Origin of the sequence: Photobacterium aphoticum, assembly GCF_001029435.1 — a bacterium.
Taxonomy (GTDB): domain Bacteria; phylum Pseudomonadota; class Gammaproteobacteria; order Enterobacterales; family Vibrionaceae; genus Photobacterium; species Photobacterium aphoticum.
In genome coordinates, this window is record NZ_LDOV01000023.1 from 42,894 (window position 1) to 59,394 (window position 16,501).

Consider the following 16,501-nt stretch of genomic DNA (forward strand, 5'->3'; position numbering starts at 1 on the left):
CCAGCATCATTGCGTATTGCTGTCACAATATCGCATCATGCTGTCATGTTGCATATTATCAGCCTATTATGCGCGATGAGATGTGAATAACATCACGCAATAGCAGTTTATTACTCAATTCTGACATATGATATTCGAATACCCTGCACCAATAATTAGACTTCACTGCATTCTGCGACTACAAACAAGGTATTTAGTAAAAATTCATCCCATCTGCGTCAACACTCAGCCACCTCTCACATCACACTGTGATAAGGAGACAGGATGACCCACGAATACCGAATAGAAACTGACAGTATGGGGGACGTTCAGGTCCCGAAAAATGCACTGTATCGTGCGCAAACCCAACGCGCCATCAACAATTTCCCCCTCAGCGGCATTCCCCTTCCCCCTCTGTTTATTCAAACATTGGCCTACATTAAACAAGCTGCTGCGCGAAGCAATCTGGAACTGGGGCTGCTGGAACACGATAAAGCCCACGCCATTATCGACAGTTGCCAATTAATCATTGATGGGCAACACCTTGACCAATTTCCCATCGACACTTTCCAAACGGGCTCTGGCACCAGCTCTAACATGAATGCCAATGAGGTGATCGCAACCCTTGCCAGTATTCGCCTTGGTCACAGTGTGGATGCCAATGATGACGTCAACATGGGGCAAAGCAGTAATGACGTGATCCCGACAGCAATTCAAGTCAGTAGTGCCTTGGCTTGCCACTCACTCCTCTTCCCGGCCATCGATCATGCGATAGAAACACTCGCCGAGCGTATTGCTGCCATTGGTGATACCGTCAAAACTGGTCGCACGCATTTGATGGATGCGATGCCCATTACACTGGGGCAAGAGTTAGCCGGCTGGCAAACCCAATTGCTCAAAGCCCGTAAAGGCATTGAACACGCCTTAGAAGAAGTCACGGCACTCGCCCAAGGCGGCACCGCAGTAGGAACGGGCATCAACACCGCACCGGAATTTGCCGTTATTTTTGCCAACAATATTTCCGTTTCCACCGAAGTAGAATTCACGGTCAGTGATAACTTCTTCTATAACCTCAGCAGCCAGGACGCTATTGTCGCTTTGTCTGGCCAAATAAAAACGGCTGCGGTCGCGCTGATGAAAATGTCTAACGATTTACGCTGGATGAACTCGGGGCCACTGGCCGGGTTACGGGAAATTGAATTGGAAGGGTTACAGCCAGGGTCATCTATTATGCCGGGAAAAGTGAATCCCGTGATCCCGGAATCTACTGCCATGATCGCCGCACAAGTGATAGGAAACGATACCACTATCACCGTGGCAGGCCAGTCAGGTAATTTTCAATTGAATGTGATGCTGCCATTAATCGCACACAATATCTTGCAAAGCATTGAATTACTGGCCAACGGCTTAACTGTGCTCGCGGATAAAGCGCTGGCGACGTTTACGGTAAATGACGCCACATTACAGCAAGCCTTAGCGAAAAACCCCATCTTAGTGACGGCGTTAAACCCGATTATTGGCTATGCCAAAGCCGCAGCAATTGCAAAGAAAGCCTATGCAGAACAGCGAGAGATCATTGATGTAGCCGCAGAAGAAACCGAAATGAGTAGAGAGCAGCTCACCACCTTGTTAAACCCGTACCATCTGACACAAGGAGGCGTTGCCGATCAGTAGATGCGATTATGATTCTGTTAGCAGTAACTTTTCAGGCGACATCGAAGGGATATTAGGCATGTCAGATTGCCCGACAATTTTAGGGTGACCCGTATAGTAGCCCTGCAGAAGATCGGCCCCCAGAGCGATGGCCGTCTGAAAAGCCCGTTTGTTTTCAACGCCTTCAATCAATACCTTGGCATTGATCTCGCGCGCCACCTGAATAGCATCCAGCATGGGCGTCAACTGTCCATCAAGATACTGCTGCAATAAAGATTGATCGATCTTGATCAGTCCCGGCATCACCGCACGCGTACGGATTTCTGACGATCCCTGCGAACCATAGTCATCAATGGCGATTTGTAATCCATCCTGATGCATCGCTCGAATCGCATTCACCAAGTTTATATCGTCATCGCAATAATGCTCCAATATCTCAATAAAAATATGGTCAGGCGATAACCCTAATTCCAAAATACGGGGAATTAATAATGACTGTTTAAAGGCCGGCCGTAAGCTATCGATAATAGCGACCGGTGTCATATTAATAAAAAGCTTTGAATCCGAAAAAAACTCAGCAAAATTCCTTAGGTGTATCACTCTTGCTAAGCGATCGATATTAATAAGATGCGCTTCAATATTTTGATACATACGGATCATATCACCCGTATTCACCAATTCGCCGTCTTCAGTGTACATTCGCATGAGGGCTTCATAAGCATACAACTCACCACTTGGCGTCACAATTGGCTGAAAAGCGCTTTTTAACAATAAGTTATGATAAGTAGCACAATAAGAACCGTCCTCAAGGCACGTTACGTACTGCTCTAACTCTTGTCGCGTCCTTAATACTTTTTCCACTCGAGGCCCAATTTCACTGATGACTAACCCATCAAAATAAACATTATTATTTTGTACTAAAGCCATAATAACGATGATTTAACGTTACGTCACACTTTAACTGATGACAAAACAACCATTGTGTATGTTTTGTCTCATTAATAAAACAATGAAACGAGACAATACTGAAACAAAAAATCAGGCAAATGAGAGAATATGCCTTATTTTTAACCTAATTAGCGAAAATTACAGCTTATTAACAAAGATAATATCTTCACACGCTTTTTACCGTTTCACCGTCATTATATCATCAAACGCCAAAAAAATGGCACATCACACTATACAACCTACTTTCACCCAGTCGTGCACGCCCCTCACTGCAATTTATCGGGGGCAAGTAATGATCTCTGCGACCGGTCAGGGTAAAATCCCCAGCCATAATGTGCCCACCACATAAATGACGGTGCGGCGTACTTACAGCAACGATAGATCAGCCTATGCATTCCCCTGAACATTGTTTTACTCCCTTTAAGGCCAATATTGATGCCTTTGCCCTGCCAGAGCGTTTTAACTTTCCGTTCTACTACGAGCCCCACCCGCTGTGCTTGTTAGCCGCAGAAGAGCTGCAACAGCACCTGTTAACGCAAGCGGATTGGCAACACAACTTTGGCTTGGATGCAGATCAAGGCGAAGATAGCGCTAACGCCATTGGCAAGATGTTCGGGGTACTGCTTGTGCGCAGCCCAGAAGGTGAGATCGGCTACCTGTCAGCCTTCTCTGGCAAAATGGCCGATCAAAACCTGCTGCCTGGCTTTGTGCCGCCGGTATTTGACATGCTGACTGAAGGCAGTTTCTTTCTAACCGAACAAGTGGAAATCAATGCCATCACACACCGTATCGAGGCTCTGACCACCGATCCAACGGCAGTCGCACTGAAAAAAGCACTGAAAGCGGAAAAGCATGCCCGAGATGAAGCACTGAAAACCCATCGCAGCAACATGGTTGAAGCGCGTAAAGTGCGTAAGGCACTCCGTGAAAACAGTGCTGCTCTCTCTCAGGAAGAGCGTCATGAGCTGAAGCAACGCTTAAGCCAGGAAAGCGTGATTGAGAAGCTGCAACTGCGTGATCTGAAGCTGGAATGGGAAGCACGCGTGAATCAGTTGCAAACCGAGCTGGATGCACTGACCGCTGACGTTGCCCCGCTGAAACAAGAGCGCAAAGATCGTTCTTCCGCGTTGCAGAAAAAACTGTTCGCTCAATACCGCTTCCTGAACATTAACGGTGAAGAAAAAGATCTGGGTGATATCTTTGCTGATACCACACAAGGTGTGCCACCTGCCGCTGCCGGTGAGTGTGCCGCCCCTAAACTGCTGCACTACGCCTTCAAATGGGGCTTTACGCCGCTGTCGATGGCAGAGTTTTGGTGGGGGATCTCGCCGAAATCAGAAATTCGCCGCCACAAGAACTACTACCCCGCGTGTCAGGGTAAGTGTCAGCCTATCTTGACTCACATGCTGTCAGGCATGGACGTGGACGAAAACCCGCTCCAGCATAATCCGGCGGAAGGCAAAAGCATTGACATCATCTACCAAGATGACGATATGGCGGTGGTAAACAAACCTGCTGAATTCTTATCCGTACCGGGAAAAATGGTGGAAGATTCCGTTTACCTGCGCATGAAGCAGCAGTTTCCCGATGCGACCGGCCCCTTGATTGTACATCGCCTGGATATGTCGACCTCGGGTCTCATGGTGATTGCCATCAGCAAACGGGCGAACAAGAGCCTGCAGAAGCAGTTCATTCAGCGCACAGTGCAGAAAACGTATACCGCACTGATTGACGGTGTACTCACCCAAGACAGCGGCCAGATCAACCTGCCAATGCGCGGCGATCTTGATGACCGCCCGCGTCAGTTAGTGTGTTATGAACACGGCAAGCCGGCAGAAACCACCTATGAAGTGATCAGCCGTACCGACAAACACACCAAAGTGCGCCTATACCCTAAAACAGGCCGTACTCACCAGCTGCGAGTGCATTGTGCCCACAGCCTTGGCCTGAATATGCCCATCATTGGTGATGACTTGTACGGTGTGAAAGCCAACCGCCTGCATTTACATGCTGAGACTTTAGAGCTGACCCACCCGATCACCCACGAGCCAATGCGTTTCCACGTGGATGCCGAGTTTTAACTGATCTGGTTTAACTAACCAGCTTTAACCGCTCGACAATGTCCAGCTAGCGCAAAAACAAAAACACCCCAGCAGATGACTCTTCTGGGGTGTTTTTTATGATCGTATTGAAGGCGCTTTTACATCACTGACGCATCGTATTATATATACGATTATGCGGTCGCCGCGACCGGCTCATCTTCTTTCTGGGTGATCAGTTTGTAAGACATGATACCAATCACCATCGCCTTGATGATCATCATCTGCGGGTTGCCATAGTAGCCCACCATACCGACCAAACCGGAAATCAGCATCAGTACACGGTACTTACGCAGGCTGGTCATGTAGATAGCTGCCAGGATGACACCCAGATCCGCAAACTGGAATGCCACAGCCAACGTCGGTTCAGCAATGAACGACGACACTGCAAAGTACAGAATAGTCAAAATACCCAGACCCATTGCTGCACCCAACGCCATGATCAGCTTATGTGAGACCGTGGTGAAGTCTTTGGCATAACGGTAAGTGTTAATGCTGGCCACTGATAGGTTCAGAATGACTTTGGCATGCCACCCCATCAAAAACGCCCAAATAATATCATTGGCCGCAGAACCAAACGCCGCAAAACGCGTCGCTTTCATACTGTTAAAAATGGTCAGAGAGATATAAAAAGCAACACTCGTCCAGCCCAGTACGTCAACAACTACATCCATTCCCGTTCCCCGTAGGTCATCAATCTTAGGGCTAGATAGTAATGGGATAGCACCGAGTAAACAAGCACGTTTTTTCAATATATTAGTGACAAACACTGCCTGTATTTATATGACAATATTTTTATCCATAAACAACAATTGATTACAAAATAACCACCCAGCATGAAAACAAAGCATTTTTTCACTCCGCACATGAAATGCCCCTAGTCTATGAAAGGTTATCCACAGATTCTGGGGATAATGTGTGGCTATTCCTGTCTATATCCTTTGACACATTTACTCACAAAATACCGTTCCCCCATAACCGATCGCCCATCACTGTGCGCCATGTACGGGACTCACGATGAGAGAAAAGCCAAGCCGTACAGGCACACGGTATTGAGTCCGCACATTGCTGTCACTGCCAGCCACTTTTTCGCCGCCCTGCCTTGTCGTAGATGTATCAACAATGCGACGGCCAATAACAGGCATGTGGCAACACCAGCATATAAGGCGTTTCGCAACATCAGCAGCGTAAACCCCTCCCCCCCATCAGGCATATAATTCGCCCAATAGTAAAAGGCGATACCCAACACGACCCAGCTGGGCCCTGTGCCCCATACCAGATACTGCCGAAAGGATTTCGGTACCATGTTCACAACTCCTTTGTGAGATTGACTACTTAACGATGAATGTGCACGTATCATACTCTACTTTCATACTGCCCAGCCCCATTTTATCCGTAGAATCATCGACATCCTCACTTTATTCGCAAACGATACACCGCCCGTTGTATCAGGCTTGTTAGGTAACGCTGACTACAGCCATAGCTAAAACTGAATATCTTTCTGAAAAAAACAGGCGTAATCTAGCCCAGCAATTAGATCCAGAGGTAAGTAATGTATTTTGAAAATGGTCGCGCATTGATCGTGGAAGGCGGTGCAATGCGAGGAATTTTTGCCAGCGGAGTGCTTGATGCCTTCTTGGCAGAACAGTTTCAGCCTTATGACTTTGCCATTGGCGTCTCTGCCGGTGCATCCAACTTGTTAGGATACCTTTCCAACGCGCCTAAACGCAGCTACAACGTCATCACAGAATTGGCGACCAGCAAAACCTTCTATAACCCTCGTCGCTTTTTACAAGGCGGTGATTTGGTGGATATTGAATGGTTATGGGAAGCGGCGGGCGAGCAGTATCCGATTGATAAATCCACCTTGTTATCCAATATCCCTTTATGGGCAACGGTGACGAACGTAGACACTGGCCATGCCGACTACTACCGCATCAATGCTGATAACATGAAAAACGCCATGATTGCGACAGCAGCACTGCCGATCGCCTACAAATCACCACCGTGTTTTTCTGGCGGTTGCTATACCGATGGCGGCGTGGCCGATTCCATTCCGGTAAAAGAAGCCTATCGTCGTGGTGCCCGTGACATTACCGTTATCCTGTCACACCCGCTGAGTTACCACATGAACCCAGCCAAGCACCCATGGATGATGAAAAAAATGCTGTTCCGCTATCCGGGCATTGCGGATGCGATGATCCACCGTTCAGAACACTACAACGCTGCGCTGGATTTCATTCGCAATCCACCCGCAGATACCACGGTAAAAGTGCTGGCTCCACCAGAAGGCTTTGACATTAAACGACTGACGATGAACAAAACCCATTTAGATAAAGGCTACCAGATGGGGATTGAGGCGGGCCAAGCCCATATGCGTAACCTGCAAGGTTTGCACGGGTTGGATGACGAGAACTGCCACTTCTGTATCTAAGATTTCTCGTCAAAAAGCAGAAAACAGAAAGCAAAAAACAGATAAAAAAGAGGCTGCACCTTTTTACATTGAGTAACTACATCGAGTAACTACATCAAGTAACTAAAAGCACAGCCTCTTCTGTTTTTGTTATCGCGTACTTTGCTCGATTAAGCTATTACGACTCTTTACTGTTACGCGGTGTTAGCTCATTCAGCGGCAGCCAATTCACCGCCACGCCAGATTGCTCAAACATCTCTTGGCTCACGCGAATTTTATCACCCCAGCGAGACAAAAAGTCTTCCGATTGCTCCGGACAATGTACAGCGGTAATCCCTGTTTGAATGATTTTCGCCGCACAGTTAGGGCAAGGGAAATGGGTCACCCAAATCTCACACCCCGCCAAGTCACGCTTAGCAAACAAAATCGCGTTTTCTTCCGCGTGCAACGTTTTCAGCAGTTTCATCTCGCGGTCATCCGTATCCGCGCTGTCTGACACACCGTGTGGGTAGCCGTTAAAACCAACGGATACAATACGGTTGCCTTGTGTGATGACTGCACCCACCTGAGTCGACGGGTCTTTACTCCATGACGCGACCAGCTCAGCCATTTGAAAAAAGCGCACAGCCCATTTTGAAATCATGCTCTTTACCTTTTTTATTCATCATAAAAGACGCATTGCAGCGTTGCCGCCCCTTATTCGAGCCGGCAACGCTGCAATCATGGCTACATTCTGCAAAACTTATGCACAGGGCTCAAGTCTTACCACTGGATCGCACCACAACAGCGTCCGTTCACGTCACGTTTGCTGATATTGCCATCAACCCTGTATACGTTGCTTAACGCCACGCCAATACGCGTACTTCGTTGCCCTCTTCCGGATTCGCCGGAATATTCATCGACAGCAAGAAAGAAATGACCGCCATACCCGCACCGGCCAAGAACACGGTTGCTGGCGATGTCAGCCACAGCACACCAAAGGTCACCGGGATCACCACCGCTGCAATATGGTTAATGGTGAACGATACGCCTGCCGTAGAGGCCATATCTGCCGGATCAGCAATCTTCTGGAAGTAGGTTTTCATTGCCAATGCCAGCGCAAAGAATAAGTGGTCAATCACGTACAGTGCCGCACCCATTTCTGCGGTTTCTACAAACGCGTAACCCACAAAAACAAATACCAAGCCCACATATTCAAACATCAATGCATTGCGTTCACCGACACGGCCGATGAAGCGCCCGATCTTCTTCGCGAATAACCAGTTGAAGAAATAGTTAGCCAAAAATAGCAGCGTGATATCTGCAGCAGAATAGCCGAACTTCTCGACCATCAAGAAGCCTGCAAATACCATGAAGATCTGGCGACGCGCACCGCTCATAAACGTTAATGCGTAGTACAACCAGTAACGCTTACGTACTACCAATTTCTTGGTCTGTGGGGTGCCTTCCGGGAAGTGTGGGAAAGCAAGCGCCACGAAGATCAGCAGCAAGAACGCAACAGAACCGGTGATCAAGTACACCCACTTGTACTCCATCTGAAACTGTTCCAGCATCACCCACAACGCACCATAAGTACACAGAGACGTGAATGCGCCAACCGAAATCAACTTACCCAGCACTTCTGGTGCTTCTTCTTTGTTCAGCCACTGCAGTGACAGTGACTGCTTCAGTGTTTCAAAGTAATGGAAACCGATCGACATGATCATGGTGGTTGCTAACAGGCCAGCCACCGACGGGAAGAAACCGGTAATGGCCACGCCCAATGTCAGCATCGCCAGCGACAAAATAATGAAGCGTTGTTCACGAATAAACATCAGCACAAACACCGCCGTGAAAGCCAAGAAGCCCGGAATTTCACGCACACTCTGTAGCAGACCGATATCAGCGCCGGTAAATGCGGCCTTTTCAACCACAAAGTTATTCAGTAGTGCCTGCCAGCTCGAAAAGGCAACAGGAACGATAATGGAAATAAGAATGAGAAAGTTTTGCGGCGTTCTCCACCCATCGGGGAAGCGTTTTGAGAGCATGGACAGTCCATCAAAAGAGAATATAAAAATGTTAACGTCTCAGACTATCAGCAATAACGATAATGAAAAGCACATTTACAATTTCGACAATTCAGAGCGTCCTTGCCCCATGCCTGACGTTTGTCGCCCTGCATGTCATGCATCCCATCGGACTACCACAATGCCCGAAATTGACGATGGCACCCCTTGCATGTGCTCTGTGCCTCCTCAACACCCTGCAAAGCTGCTTGACGGTTTTGTTTTTGCGCGGCGTGATACAGAGCCACAAAACCCGCATCCATATGCGCTAACCCCGTGTGAAATGCCCCTTGATGCTTGTTATCCCATACTTTCTCTTTGGTTTTACTGCCTTCGGCACTGCCTAGCGGAAACAAACCGGATAACCGCTGACTATGTTGCTGTAACTCATCTGCCTTCTCACTTACCCATACCCAATCAACATCGTCTTGCTTCAATGCCCTTGCGACTGAACGTGTCGTGCTGTCGATGTCTGAAAATGCGGCCTGACGCTGTTCGATGGCTTGTTCGACATTCACCTCATGATGATGGATAGTTTCTGCCGCCCAGCTGACTGTCGTAAAGCTCAGCATCGACATGCCGATCAGCGATGCACACAACCTTGTTGTTCTTTCACTTGCACCCTTATTCACCACTTGCTTCTTCACTCTTTTCTTATTCATCTTGTTGACCTCTCACCCTTTCTGGTGACTTTTCTTGATATCGGCTTGCTGCTGTTGCTTGCTGTTTATGCTTACCGACACTTGTCGCGCTGTATTTGAACAAGGAATAAATTACACAGCAATAGTTGCAATTGCAACCATTGCTGTGTAATTTATTTATCAGACACGAAAGTAATACAACCTCATTAAAATTGTGACCAGACAGTGAGAGATTCACCATGATGAAGATTTGGGATTTACCTATCCGTATTTACCATTGGCTACAAGCAGGCCTATTTTTGGCACTGTGTGCCTCCGGATTTACCGGCCAAGGACCGCATGTGCAACTGGGTTTAGCTCTGTTGGCATTACTATTATGGCGGATCAGTTGGGGGATCATCGGCAGTGATACCAGCCGCTTCAGCCAATTTCTCCACACACCCATGACAGTAATCCGCTATTTAAAGGGGCAATATCGTAGCCTCCCAGGGCATAATCCAGCTGGCGGATGGATGGTGATCACCATGATCACCCTCTTGGTGCTGCAGTGCCTCAGTGGCATGGTACTGGCAGGCCTGTTTGACAAGATCCCCCTGCTCAACACCCTGCTGACTGATGAGATTTATCATACCGCTGCCCTTGCACACGGGGGATTAGCACGCGGGTTAATCCTGACGGTTGTGGTACATCTTCTCGCTATTGCCTACTACAAATTACGCAAGCAGCCGTTAGTCTGGGCAATGATCAGCGGCCGTAAAGCACAAGAGGCGATGAGCGATCCGCATACAATCTTGCAGTTTGCCAGCACTCGAAAAGCAATCATGGTGTTTCTTGTATCACTATTGGTTACAATGGCCTTTGTTGTATAACGCTTTTTTAAGCTCTTTGAATCACGTCCTCTGGCGCTTGCCGAAGGGGATAATAAGTAGTTAGGCCAAGCATGAATCAAGAATTTGACCGCCAAGCCAGTTTCGGTTGGCTCATCAATGTCGTCGCAAACAATGCGTCGAAAACCTTTGATGCAGCGCTGAAAAAACACGGGCTAACAGTAGCGCTATGGCCCACCATGATGTGCTTGTGGGAAGAAGAAGGGATCACCCAAACGGAGATCGCGCAAAAGTCGAAAGTGGAAAACTCCACCACGACCCGCACGTTGGATAAGTTGGAGAAACTGGGCCTGGTCGAACGTCAGGATGATCCTAACAGTCGCCGCTCTTTTCGTATTTACCTCACCGAACAAGGCCGAGCATTAAAAGACGAACTGCTGCCCATTCCGGTGCAAGTGAACCAGCAAGTGCTCAGCGAGTTGAACGACAAAGAGCAAGCACAGCTCATCCAGTTGTTACAAAAAATGGTTGATAAACTCTGACCACCAGCACATGCCGGCTTCATGGATTCTGAAGCCGGCCCTTATTGATACGGTTTATTTCGCGCAATCATGAAGGCGACCACAAAAGGCACCTCCGCAACAGGCTTTTCCATTACAGGAACTTCAATAAAAGACACCGCCATCACAGAAACCACGCTTCCCCTTACAGCCTGTTAAATACTTTCCTGAATGCCGTCCAATCACGATGCGGGCACAATCTACCGAGATCAGGGATTGCGGTAAGCTAGCGGTATTGATAATGCTGATGTAGAGGGACGCTCGATGTTGAAAAAGACAATCATGATCGCACTGGGAGTGCTGGTGCTAACAGGATGTGTGAACCGTGATGAAATCTATGCCAACCCACCACAAGAACTGGTCGATGGTGTAAATCAACTGATGCCGGCTGCCAGTGAATTTGTCCATGAAGCTGAACGCGAAGCCCTCGCCAACGGCATTCCTTTAACTGAGCAGCAAGTTGCGTTAGCAGACACATTAGGGGTACTGCATCCTGAGAACGTGCGCTTGTACTTTGTCGACAAACTGCCTGCCCCGAAAGATCCAGAACTACTGAAAATCGCGAAACGCGTGGGTTACACCAACCCAAATATGGCGGGGTACACCTATGGGTACGGCGTGTGGATCAACAAACGCTATAAAAACCAACGTAACTTGATTGCGCATGAATTGGTGCATGTTAAACAAGCCGAAGCGCTGGGGCTGGATGAACAAACTCGCCAGTACTTAATGCAGATGTATGTGTATGGTTATTACAACGCCCCCATGGAAGTGGAAGCCCGTGCGTTAACCGATCACCTGTAAGACATACGCCTCTGGCTTCATCACGCACAAAGGCCGCTATCCATTGCGGCCTTTGTCGTTTGGCATGATGTAGAGAGGTAAGTGGTGTGTGATTTTTCGTGCCTGGCCTTTCGTATGAAGCTTTTTCTTACGTAGCCTTTCGCTTGTTAGCTGGCAATTCTCAAAGCGTTATGGCTGATAGTGCTTAATCGCTTGATCCAGTACATGCGTCGCTTCCTTGCTACTCATTACGCCCTGCACTTCCATCCCGCCATCTTTACCTTTGTAGTTGGCAAACCAGGTTTTAACAATATCGACAGCCCCTGGATACTGCGCCTGCAGCGCTTCAATGGAGGCAATATCTTTGAAGGTAGATTGTTCTACCACGGGTACTGCAATCAACTTGTCATCTTGCTCACCGCCATCCAGCATCTTCAAGCCACCAATCACACGCACCGGTACCACACTTCCTCGCTCAATGGCCGAACCCAGTACCAGAATATCTAACGGATCGCCGTCGCCACCTAATGATTTGGGTAACGCTGTACTTGGAATAGTGCCGTAGTTACCCGGATAACCCAAGTAATGCACGATACGCGGCTGGCCATTTTTGAACTCCCAATTGATGATGGAGCTGTCTTGTTTGCTCACTTCCCACTTTTCATTGCTTCCTGTCGGGATTTCAATGATCGCATTGATGGTGCCATTGCTGTTCTTGCTTGGAATATCCACAAGGTAGTCATAGTTAGCTTTAATCGTGTAGGTATCCACTTGCGTAAAGTCTATTGTGGCAAAGGTCGACGTGGAAGCCATCAAGATGCTGGCGAGTAAAAGTGATTTTTTCATTGTTATATCCATAAAAGTCGCCCGTTCCATCAGGGCTATCAAAGTAAACAGGCGCATTTTTCCTTCTTCGCTTTAAAGAAAAATGAACGATTGATGTACTTTTAAAGACACTCACACGCTATTTCGCCAACGGGGACAACACGGCAATGCATCAAATCTTCTTGACCTGTCTACCGCTTTACAGTTCATACTAAGCATGTAAACGTCACTTTCTGACAATTAACACCGTTAACGAATAGGCAGGTCTACCCATACCATGAGCGCACCATCATTAATCGATTTAGGCATGCGACCATTTTTCCAGCAGCAACTCTCGCTCGAAGAGTTAGAGCATTGCGCCCTCGGCCGCGTCATTGAGTTGCACAAATCTGAAGTCGTGTTGCTCGCGGGGGATGAACCATTACGCTTTCCACTCAATCCAAACCATGATCCTCTGTGTGTCGGGGATTGGGTGGTCTTTAATGACGAACGCTTGGTACGTGGACTGGAAAGACAATCTCTGTTTCAGCGTAAAGCGGCAGGTAGCGCCAATGAGCGTCAACTTATCGCAGCCAATATCGATACCGTGTTTATCGTCAGCTCGCTCAACGATGATTTCAGCTTAAACCGCATTGAACGCTATTTGGCCTTAGCCAAAGAAACCTATGTAGAGCCGGTTATCGTGTTGACTAAGGCCGACCTTTGCGCGGATGCCGATGCTATTCGTCAACAAGTACAGCGACTGGATGCCCTATTGAGCGTACATTGCGTGAATGCATTAGACAGCAACGACATTGATCTCTTGAAAGGCTACTGCCAACGCGGCAAGACATTGGCATTTATGGGCTCTTCCGGTGTAGGTAAATCTACGCTGGTCAACGGCTTGCTAGGGCATGATGCGATGGAGACAGGCAGCATTCGCGAACAAGACAGCAAAGGCCGCCACACCACTACCTATCGTGCGATTAAATGGCTACCGGAAGGCGGTTTGTTGATGGACACCCCGGGCATGCGCGAACTGCAACTCAGTGATGCCAAAGACGGCATTAAACTGACCTTTGCAGAGATTGAATCGCTGGCGGAGCAATGCCGTTTCAGCGACTGCCAGCACATCAATGAACCGGGCTGTGCCGTACTTCATGCGGTAGAAACCGGTGCGCTTTCCGCCCGCCGATTGGATAACTTCCAGAAGCTATTGCGCGAAGATGCACATAACAGCGCGACCTTGGCACAAAAACGCGCTAAAGATAAATCATTCCAAAAGATGATTAACAGCGTGCAAGAACAAGCCCGTGCAATGAAGAAAAACCGATAAGCCGCATTAACAAAAAACGGCCATTCCTACATGTCCTCATTGGCTGAGTGTGTGGCCGCTTTTAACCATTATTCATGACGCCGCGTCGGGCAATCCATCACGCCTTTGACCACGCAAATTTTTCAAAAACCTTATCAACCGGAGTGTGCGCCACATGGTTCACGTAGTTGCTGATCACTTTTTGTGATAAACCCAAAATCACTTCCAGCACTTGCTGTTGACCGTAACCTGCCGCATAAAACGCATTCAAGTCCTCTTCCGAAACATTGCCGCGTCTTCGCACCATGCTAAGCGTGAAATCTTTCAGCGCCTGTAGTTTCGGTGTCGGCATCGCGTCATCATTACGCAACGCCTCAATCAAGGCCGGATCTACGCCCATCGAATGAGCAATCCCAGTATGAGCGGGCACACAGTAATGACAGGCATGTTCAACATTGATGGTTTGCCACACCACCGTCAGCTCATCCGCATCAAAAGACGTGTTGGTGAACAGTTGATGCAGTTGGGTATACGCTTTCAATATTTCAGGTGACTCAGCCATCACCGCATACAACCCCGGCACCATACCCATTTGTTTTTTCGCTCCCTCAAGAATGGCTTTACTCTTCTCGGGTGCGGTTTCAACAGTATGTAAGGTAAATTTGCTCATTGCTCTGCCCTATTTTGCCCATCGTGACGAGTCTGATGTGACGACATCTTCAGTAATACTGTAGTCACAAACCCGCATGGAGTAAGAGGTAATATTCAACATGCCACCAGCAACTTCCACTTCCCTGCTATATGAACAATAATGTGGACAATACTGATCGCGATACGCTGCCGTCCAGCGCATGCACCTTACAGAATACGAGTTATCCCCCATGTCTAATGTCGTTCAATTTTCTCAGTTCAGTGGCAACAAGAAAGCCAACACCGCCTCATCCAAGCCCGCAGCCACATCCACTCCGAATCCCAAAGCGTTAAGGGAAGCGGCGGCCTTACAGCAAGAGAATCGCTGTTATTTCTGTGGTGAAAGAAAAGAGAACAAGGGCTTAAACTGGCTGGACAAAACCGGCTTTAAAACAAAAACACACGTGGTATGCAACACATGCAGTGCAGCAGCTAAATCACGCCCAATGGATGAACTGCGCATCATCCTTGCACTAAAAGCGATGGATTTCAGAACCATTAAGCTGCCGCAGTACCTAGAACTGCGAGAAAAAGGCGTACAAATTGACGGCGTGCGTGACTACAAGTTTTACTTTGAGACGATTGAGTGATCACCACTGCATTGCCCTACTAATACACTTCCTTCCGTCAACGCTTATCTCCTTGTCATGGGTGATCTATACATCACCCTACCTCGTAGCTAATGGCTGTAAACAAAAGAAAAAACCATTGGCACCAGGAGTGATGTATGGACGACAGGCTCACCACCAAAGTGTTTCTCAGAGTGTTTGATTGCATTCGTTGTCAGGGTGAGAAATCTGAAGAGAAATACCAGTTAGGGCAACTGTACGCGTGGCATGACTATGACGGTTACACATGCTGGATCAGCTACAAGGATGTGACTGTAACGCTCATGTTCCATGGCTCACTAAACATTGAATATAGCAATAACGCCAACTACGCTGACTTCATCAACCAGTGCTTAACGCTGACTGACAGCAAGCCGTCTAAGGCACTACCGTAAACAAGAGGCGAATATGCGTCGCACAGACACCCGCGTTGACTCTTCTTCACTGTCTGCCTTTTCGCGCATGTTTATGCTCATTGCTGTGATTACATTTTCAACACCCGCGTTCTCAACATCCATATATTCAAACACTACTTTTGCCACAAGGAGCGTTATGATCGACTTAACACAACCAGACGAATACCAACATTGGCGCGCCACTAACGACAACGTCATGGGCGGCATTTCACAAGGGCAATTTTCGTTTGATGGTCAATCGAGTCGATTTTGGGGTGAGTTATCACTCGCCAACAACGGTGGGTTCAGCGCTGTCAGTCGGCCGATAGACACACTGCCAGCAGAAATAAATCGCGTTGTACTGCAAGTGATGGGAGACGGCCGTACTTACCAGTTACGGTTCGCAACATGGTTAGATGGCTATCGGATTAACTACAAACATGACTTTGCCACCCACAAAGGTGAGCAGCAAACGATAGAATTGACACTCAGTGACTTTCAAGCCGTATTCAGAGGACGCCTGCTCAGCGGCGCGCCCACATTGCGCGCAAAAGACATCAAACAGGTGGGACTGCTGATTGCCGACAAGCAAGCTGGACCTTTCACGTTGGCGGTATTTGATCTTCAATTTTTAACGTCAAATAATGTCGAGTAAATTAACGATTTGAGTGCCATGATATTTATTATTAATACGACTTAAATGATAAGTTCGGCACATATCCAGGGTGAGATCGCGAACAT

General features: G+C 48.0%; 17 protein-coding genes. 10 read left to right on the forward strand and 7 right to left on the reverse strand.

Annotation, left to right across the window (positions count from 1 at the left end; translation table 11 throughout):
- The first annotated feature begins 264 nt into the window (after positions 1-264).
- A complete protein-coding gene (locus tag ABT58_RS13185; RefSeq protein ID WP_047874887.1) occupies positions 265-1,653 on the forward strand; it encodes a class II fumarate hydratase in 1,389 nt (462 codons plus the stop codon).
- Between the two features lie 6 nt (positions 1,654-1,659).
- Here ABT58_RS13185 and ABT58_RS13190 read toward each other — a convergent pair whose 3' ends face one another.
- Complete coding sequence (locus tag ABT58_RS13190; RefSeq protein WP_053063088.1) at positions 1,660-2,559, reverse strand: EAL domain-containing protein; 900 nt, start codon at positions 2,557-2,559, stop codon at positions 1,660-1,662.
- 410 nt (positions 2,560-2,969) lie between these two features.
- Between ABT58_RS13190 and ABT58_RS13195 the strand changes: the two genes are divergently transcribed.
- Positions 2,970-4,661, forward strand: a complete 1,692-nt coding sequence (locus tag ABT58_RS13195; RefSeq protein ID WP_047874888.1) for an RluA family pseudouridine synthase — start codon at positions 2,970-2,972, stop codon at positions 4,659-4,661.
- A gap of 152 nt (positions 4,662-4,813) precedes the next feature.
- On the opposite strand, the gene ABT58_RS13200 is transcribed toward ABT58_RS13195, so the two are convergent.
- A complete protein-coding gene (locus ABT58_RS13200; RefSeq protein ID WP_047874889.1) occupies positions 4,814-5,353 on the reverse strand; it encodes a hypothetical protein in 540 nt (179 codons plus the stop codon).
- Between the two features lie 878 nt (positions 5,354-6,231).
- Here ABT58_RS13200 and ABT58_RS13210 point away from each other — a divergent pair.
- Positions 6,232-7,113, forward strand: a complete 882-nt coding sequence (locus ABT58_RS13210) for a patatin-like phospholipase family protein (RefSeq protein ID WP_047874891.1) — start codon at positions 6,232-6,234, stop codon at positions 7,111-7,113.
- A gap of 157 nt (positions 7,114-7,270) precedes the next feature.
- Here ABT58_RS13210 and ABT58_RS13215 read toward each other — a convergent pair whose 3' ends face one another.
- The 3 genes from ABT58_RS13215 to ABT58_RS13225 form a co-directional block, all read right to left on the reverse strand.
- Positions 7,271-7,735: a dCMP deaminase family protein gene (locus tag ABT58_RS13215; RefSeq protein WP_047874892.1), complete on the reverse strand. Its 465-nt coding sequence runs from the start codon at positions 7,733-7,735 to the stop codon at positions 7,271-7,273.
- Positions 7,736-7,931: 196 nt separating this feature from the next.
- Positions 7,932-9,119, reverse strand: a complete 1,188-nt coding sequence (locus tag ABT58_RS13220) for an MFS transporter (protein WP_047874893.1) — start codon at positions 9,117-9,119, stop codon at positions 7,932-7,934.
- Positions 9,120-9,271: 152 nt separating this feature from the next.
- Positions 9,272-9,799, reverse strand: coding sequence for a cytochrome c (locus ABT58_RS13225; protein WP_082211099.1), 528 nt, complete (start codon positions 9,797-9,799; stop codon positions 9,272-9,274).
- Positions 9,800-10,020: 221 nt separating this feature from the next.
- Between ABT58_RS13225 and ABT58_RS13230 the strand changes: the two genes are divergently transcribed.
- The 3 genes from ABT58_RS13230 (at position 10,021) to ABT58_RS13240 (ending at position 11,969) form a co-directional block, all read left to right on the forward strand.
- Entirely contained in the window at positions 10,021-10,647 is a 627-nt protein-coding gene (locus ABT58_RS13230; RefSeq protein WP_047874910.1) for a cytochrome b/b6 domain-containing protein, read from the forward strand.
- 71 nt (positions 10,648-10,718) lie between these two features.
- Positions 10,719-11,147: a MarR family winged helix-turn-helix transcriptional regulator gene (locus ABT58_RS13235; RefSeq protein ID WP_047874894.1), complete on the forward strand. Its 429-nt coding sequence runs from the start codon at positions 10,719-10,721 to the stop codon at positions 11,145-11,147.
- 282 nt (positions 11,148-11,429) lie between these two features.
- The gene (locus ABT58_RS13240; RefSeq protein WP_047874895.1) at positions 11,430-11,969 is read left to right on the forward strand and encodes a hypothetical protein; all 540 of its coding nucleotides are present in this window, start codon (positions 11,430-11,432) and stop codon (positions 11,967-11,969) included.
- A 168-nt stretch (positions 11,970-12,137) separates the two neighbouring features.
- Here ABT58_RS13240 and ABT58_RS13245 read toward each other — a convergent pair whose 3' ends face one another.
- Positions 12,138-12,794 carry an inorganic diphosphatase gene (locus ABT58_RS13245; protein ID WP_047874896.1) on the reverse strand — a complete coding sequence of 219 codons (657 nt, stop codon included), beginning with the start codon at positions 12,792-12,794 and terminating at the stop codon, positions 12,138-12,140.
- Between the two features lie 256 nt (positions 12,795-13,050).
- On the opposite strand from ABT58_RS13245, the gene rsgA reads away from it, so the two are divergent.
- On the forward strand, positions 13,051-14,088 hold the full coding sequence (gene rsgA, locus ABT58_RS13250; protein ID WP_047874897.1) for a ribosome small subunit-dependent GTPase A: 1,038 nt from the start codon (positions 13,051-13,053) through the stop codon (positions 14,086-14,088).
- Positions 14,089-14,185: 97 nt separating this feature from the next.
- On the opposite strand, the gene ABT58_RS13255 is transcribed toward rsgA, so the two are convergent.
- Positions 14,186-14,737, reverse strand: coding sequence for a carboxymuconolactone decarboxylase family protein (locus ABT58_RS13255; protein ID WP_047874898.1), 552 nt, complete (start codon positions 14,735-14,737; stop codon positions 14,186-14,188).
- A 211-nt stretch (positions 14,738-14,948) separates the two neighbouring features.
- On the opposite strand from ABT58_RS13255, the gene ABT58_RS13260 reads away from it, so the two are divergent.
- The 3 genes from ABT58_RS13260 to ABT58_RS13270 all read left to right on the forward strand — a co-directional run bounded on the left by ABT58_RS13260 (position 14,949) and on the right by ABT58_RS13270 (position 16,415).
- On the forward strand, positions 14,949-15,347 hold the full coding sequence (locus ABT58_RS13260; protein ID WP_047874899.1) for a hypothetical protein: 399 nt from the start codon (positions 14,949-14,951) through the stop codon (positions 15,345-15,347).
- 137 nt (positions 15,348-15,484) lie between these two features.
- A complete protein-coding gene (locus tag ABT58_RS13265) occupies positions 15,485-15,760 on the forward strand; it encodes a DUF3081 domain-containing protein (RefSeq protein WP_047874900.1) in 276 nt (91 codons plus the stop codon).
- A 157-nt stretch (positions 15,761-15,917) separates the two neighbouring features.
- Complete coding sequence (locus tag ABT58_RS13270) at positions 15,918-16,415, forward strand: CIA30 family protein (RefSeq protein WP_047874901.1); 498 nt, start codon at positions 15,918-15,920, stop codon at positions 16,413-16,415.
- The last annotated feature ends 86 nt before the right edge of the window (positions 16,416-16,501 follow it).

What these genes read in the sequence shown, in the direction of transcription:
- ABT58_RS13225 (WP_082211099.1), bottom strand. Translation starts at nt 9,799, where the DNA reads ATGAATAAGAAAAGAGTGAAGAAGCAAGTGGTGAATAAGGGTGCAAGT.
- ABT58_RS13270 (WP_047874901.1), top strand. Translation starts at nt 15,918, where the DNA reads ATGATCGACTTAACACAACCAGACGAATACCAACATTGGCGCGCCACT.
- ABT58_RS13200 (WP_047874889.1), bottom strand. Translation starts at nt 5,353, where the DNA reads ATGGATGTAGTTGTTGACGTACTGGGCTGGACGAGTGTTGCTTTTTAT.
- ABT58_RS13210 (WP_047874891.1), top strand. Translation starts at nt 6,232, where the DNA reads ATGTATTTTGAAAATGGTCGCGCATTGATCGTGGAAGGCGGTGCAATG.
- ABT58_RS13195 (WP_047874888.1), top strand. Translation starts at nt 2,970, where the DNA reads ATGCATTCCCCTGAACATTGTTTTACTCCCTTTAAGGCCAATATTGAT.
- ABT58_RS13245 (WP_047874896.1), bottom strand. Translation starts at nt 12,794, where the DNA reads ATGAAAAAATCACTTTTACTCGCCAGCATCTTGATGGCTTCCACGTCG.
- ABT58_RS13220 (WP_047874893.1), bottom strand. Translation starts at nt 9,119, where the DNA reads ATGCTCTCAAAACGCTTCCCCGATGGGTGGAGAACGCCGCAAAACTTT.
- ABT58_RS13255 (WP_047874898.1), bottom strand. Translation starts at nt 14,737, where the DNA reads ATGAGCAAATTTACCTTACATACTGTTGAAACCGCACCCGAGAAGAGT.
- rsgA (WP_047874897.1), top strand. Translation starts at nt 13,051, where the DNA reads ATGAGCGCACCATCATTAATCGATTTAGGCATGCGACCATTTTTCCAG.
- ABT58_RS13215 (WP_047874892.1), bottom strand. Translation starts at nt 7,735, where the DNA reads ATGATTTCAAAATGGGCTGTGCGCTTTTTTCAAATGGCTGAGCTGGTC.
- ABT58_RS13185 (WP_047874887.1), top strand. Translation starts at nt 265, where the DNA reads ATGACCCACGAATACCGAATAGAAACTGACAGTATGGGGGACGTTCAG.
- ABT58_RS13230 (WP_047874910.1), top strand. Translation starts at nt 10,021, where the DNA reads ATGAAGATTTGGGATTTACCTATCCGTATTTACCATTGGCTACAAGCA.
- ABT58_RS13240 (WP_047874895.1), top strand. Translation starts at nt 11,430, where the DNA reads ATGTTGAAAAAGACAATCATGATCGCACTGGGAGTGCTGGTGCTAACA.
- ABT58_RS13260 (WP_047874899.1), top strand. Translation starts at nt 14,949, where the DNA reads ATGTCTAATGTCGTTCAATTTTCTCAGTTCAGTGGCAACAAGAAAGCC.
- ABT58_RS13265 (WP_047874900.1), top strand. Translation starts at nt 15,485, where the DNA reads ATGGACGACAGGCTCACCACCAAAGTGTTTCTCAGAGTGTTTGATTGC.
- ABT58_RS13190 (WP_053063088.1), bottom strand. Translation starts at nt 2,559, where the DNA reads ATGGCTTTAGTACAAAATAATAATGTTTATTTTGATGGGTTAGTCATC.
- ABT58_RS13235 (WP_047874894.1), top strand. Translation starts at nt 10,719, where the DNA reads ATGAATCAAGAATTTGACCGCCAAGCCAGTTTCGGTTGGCTCATCAAT.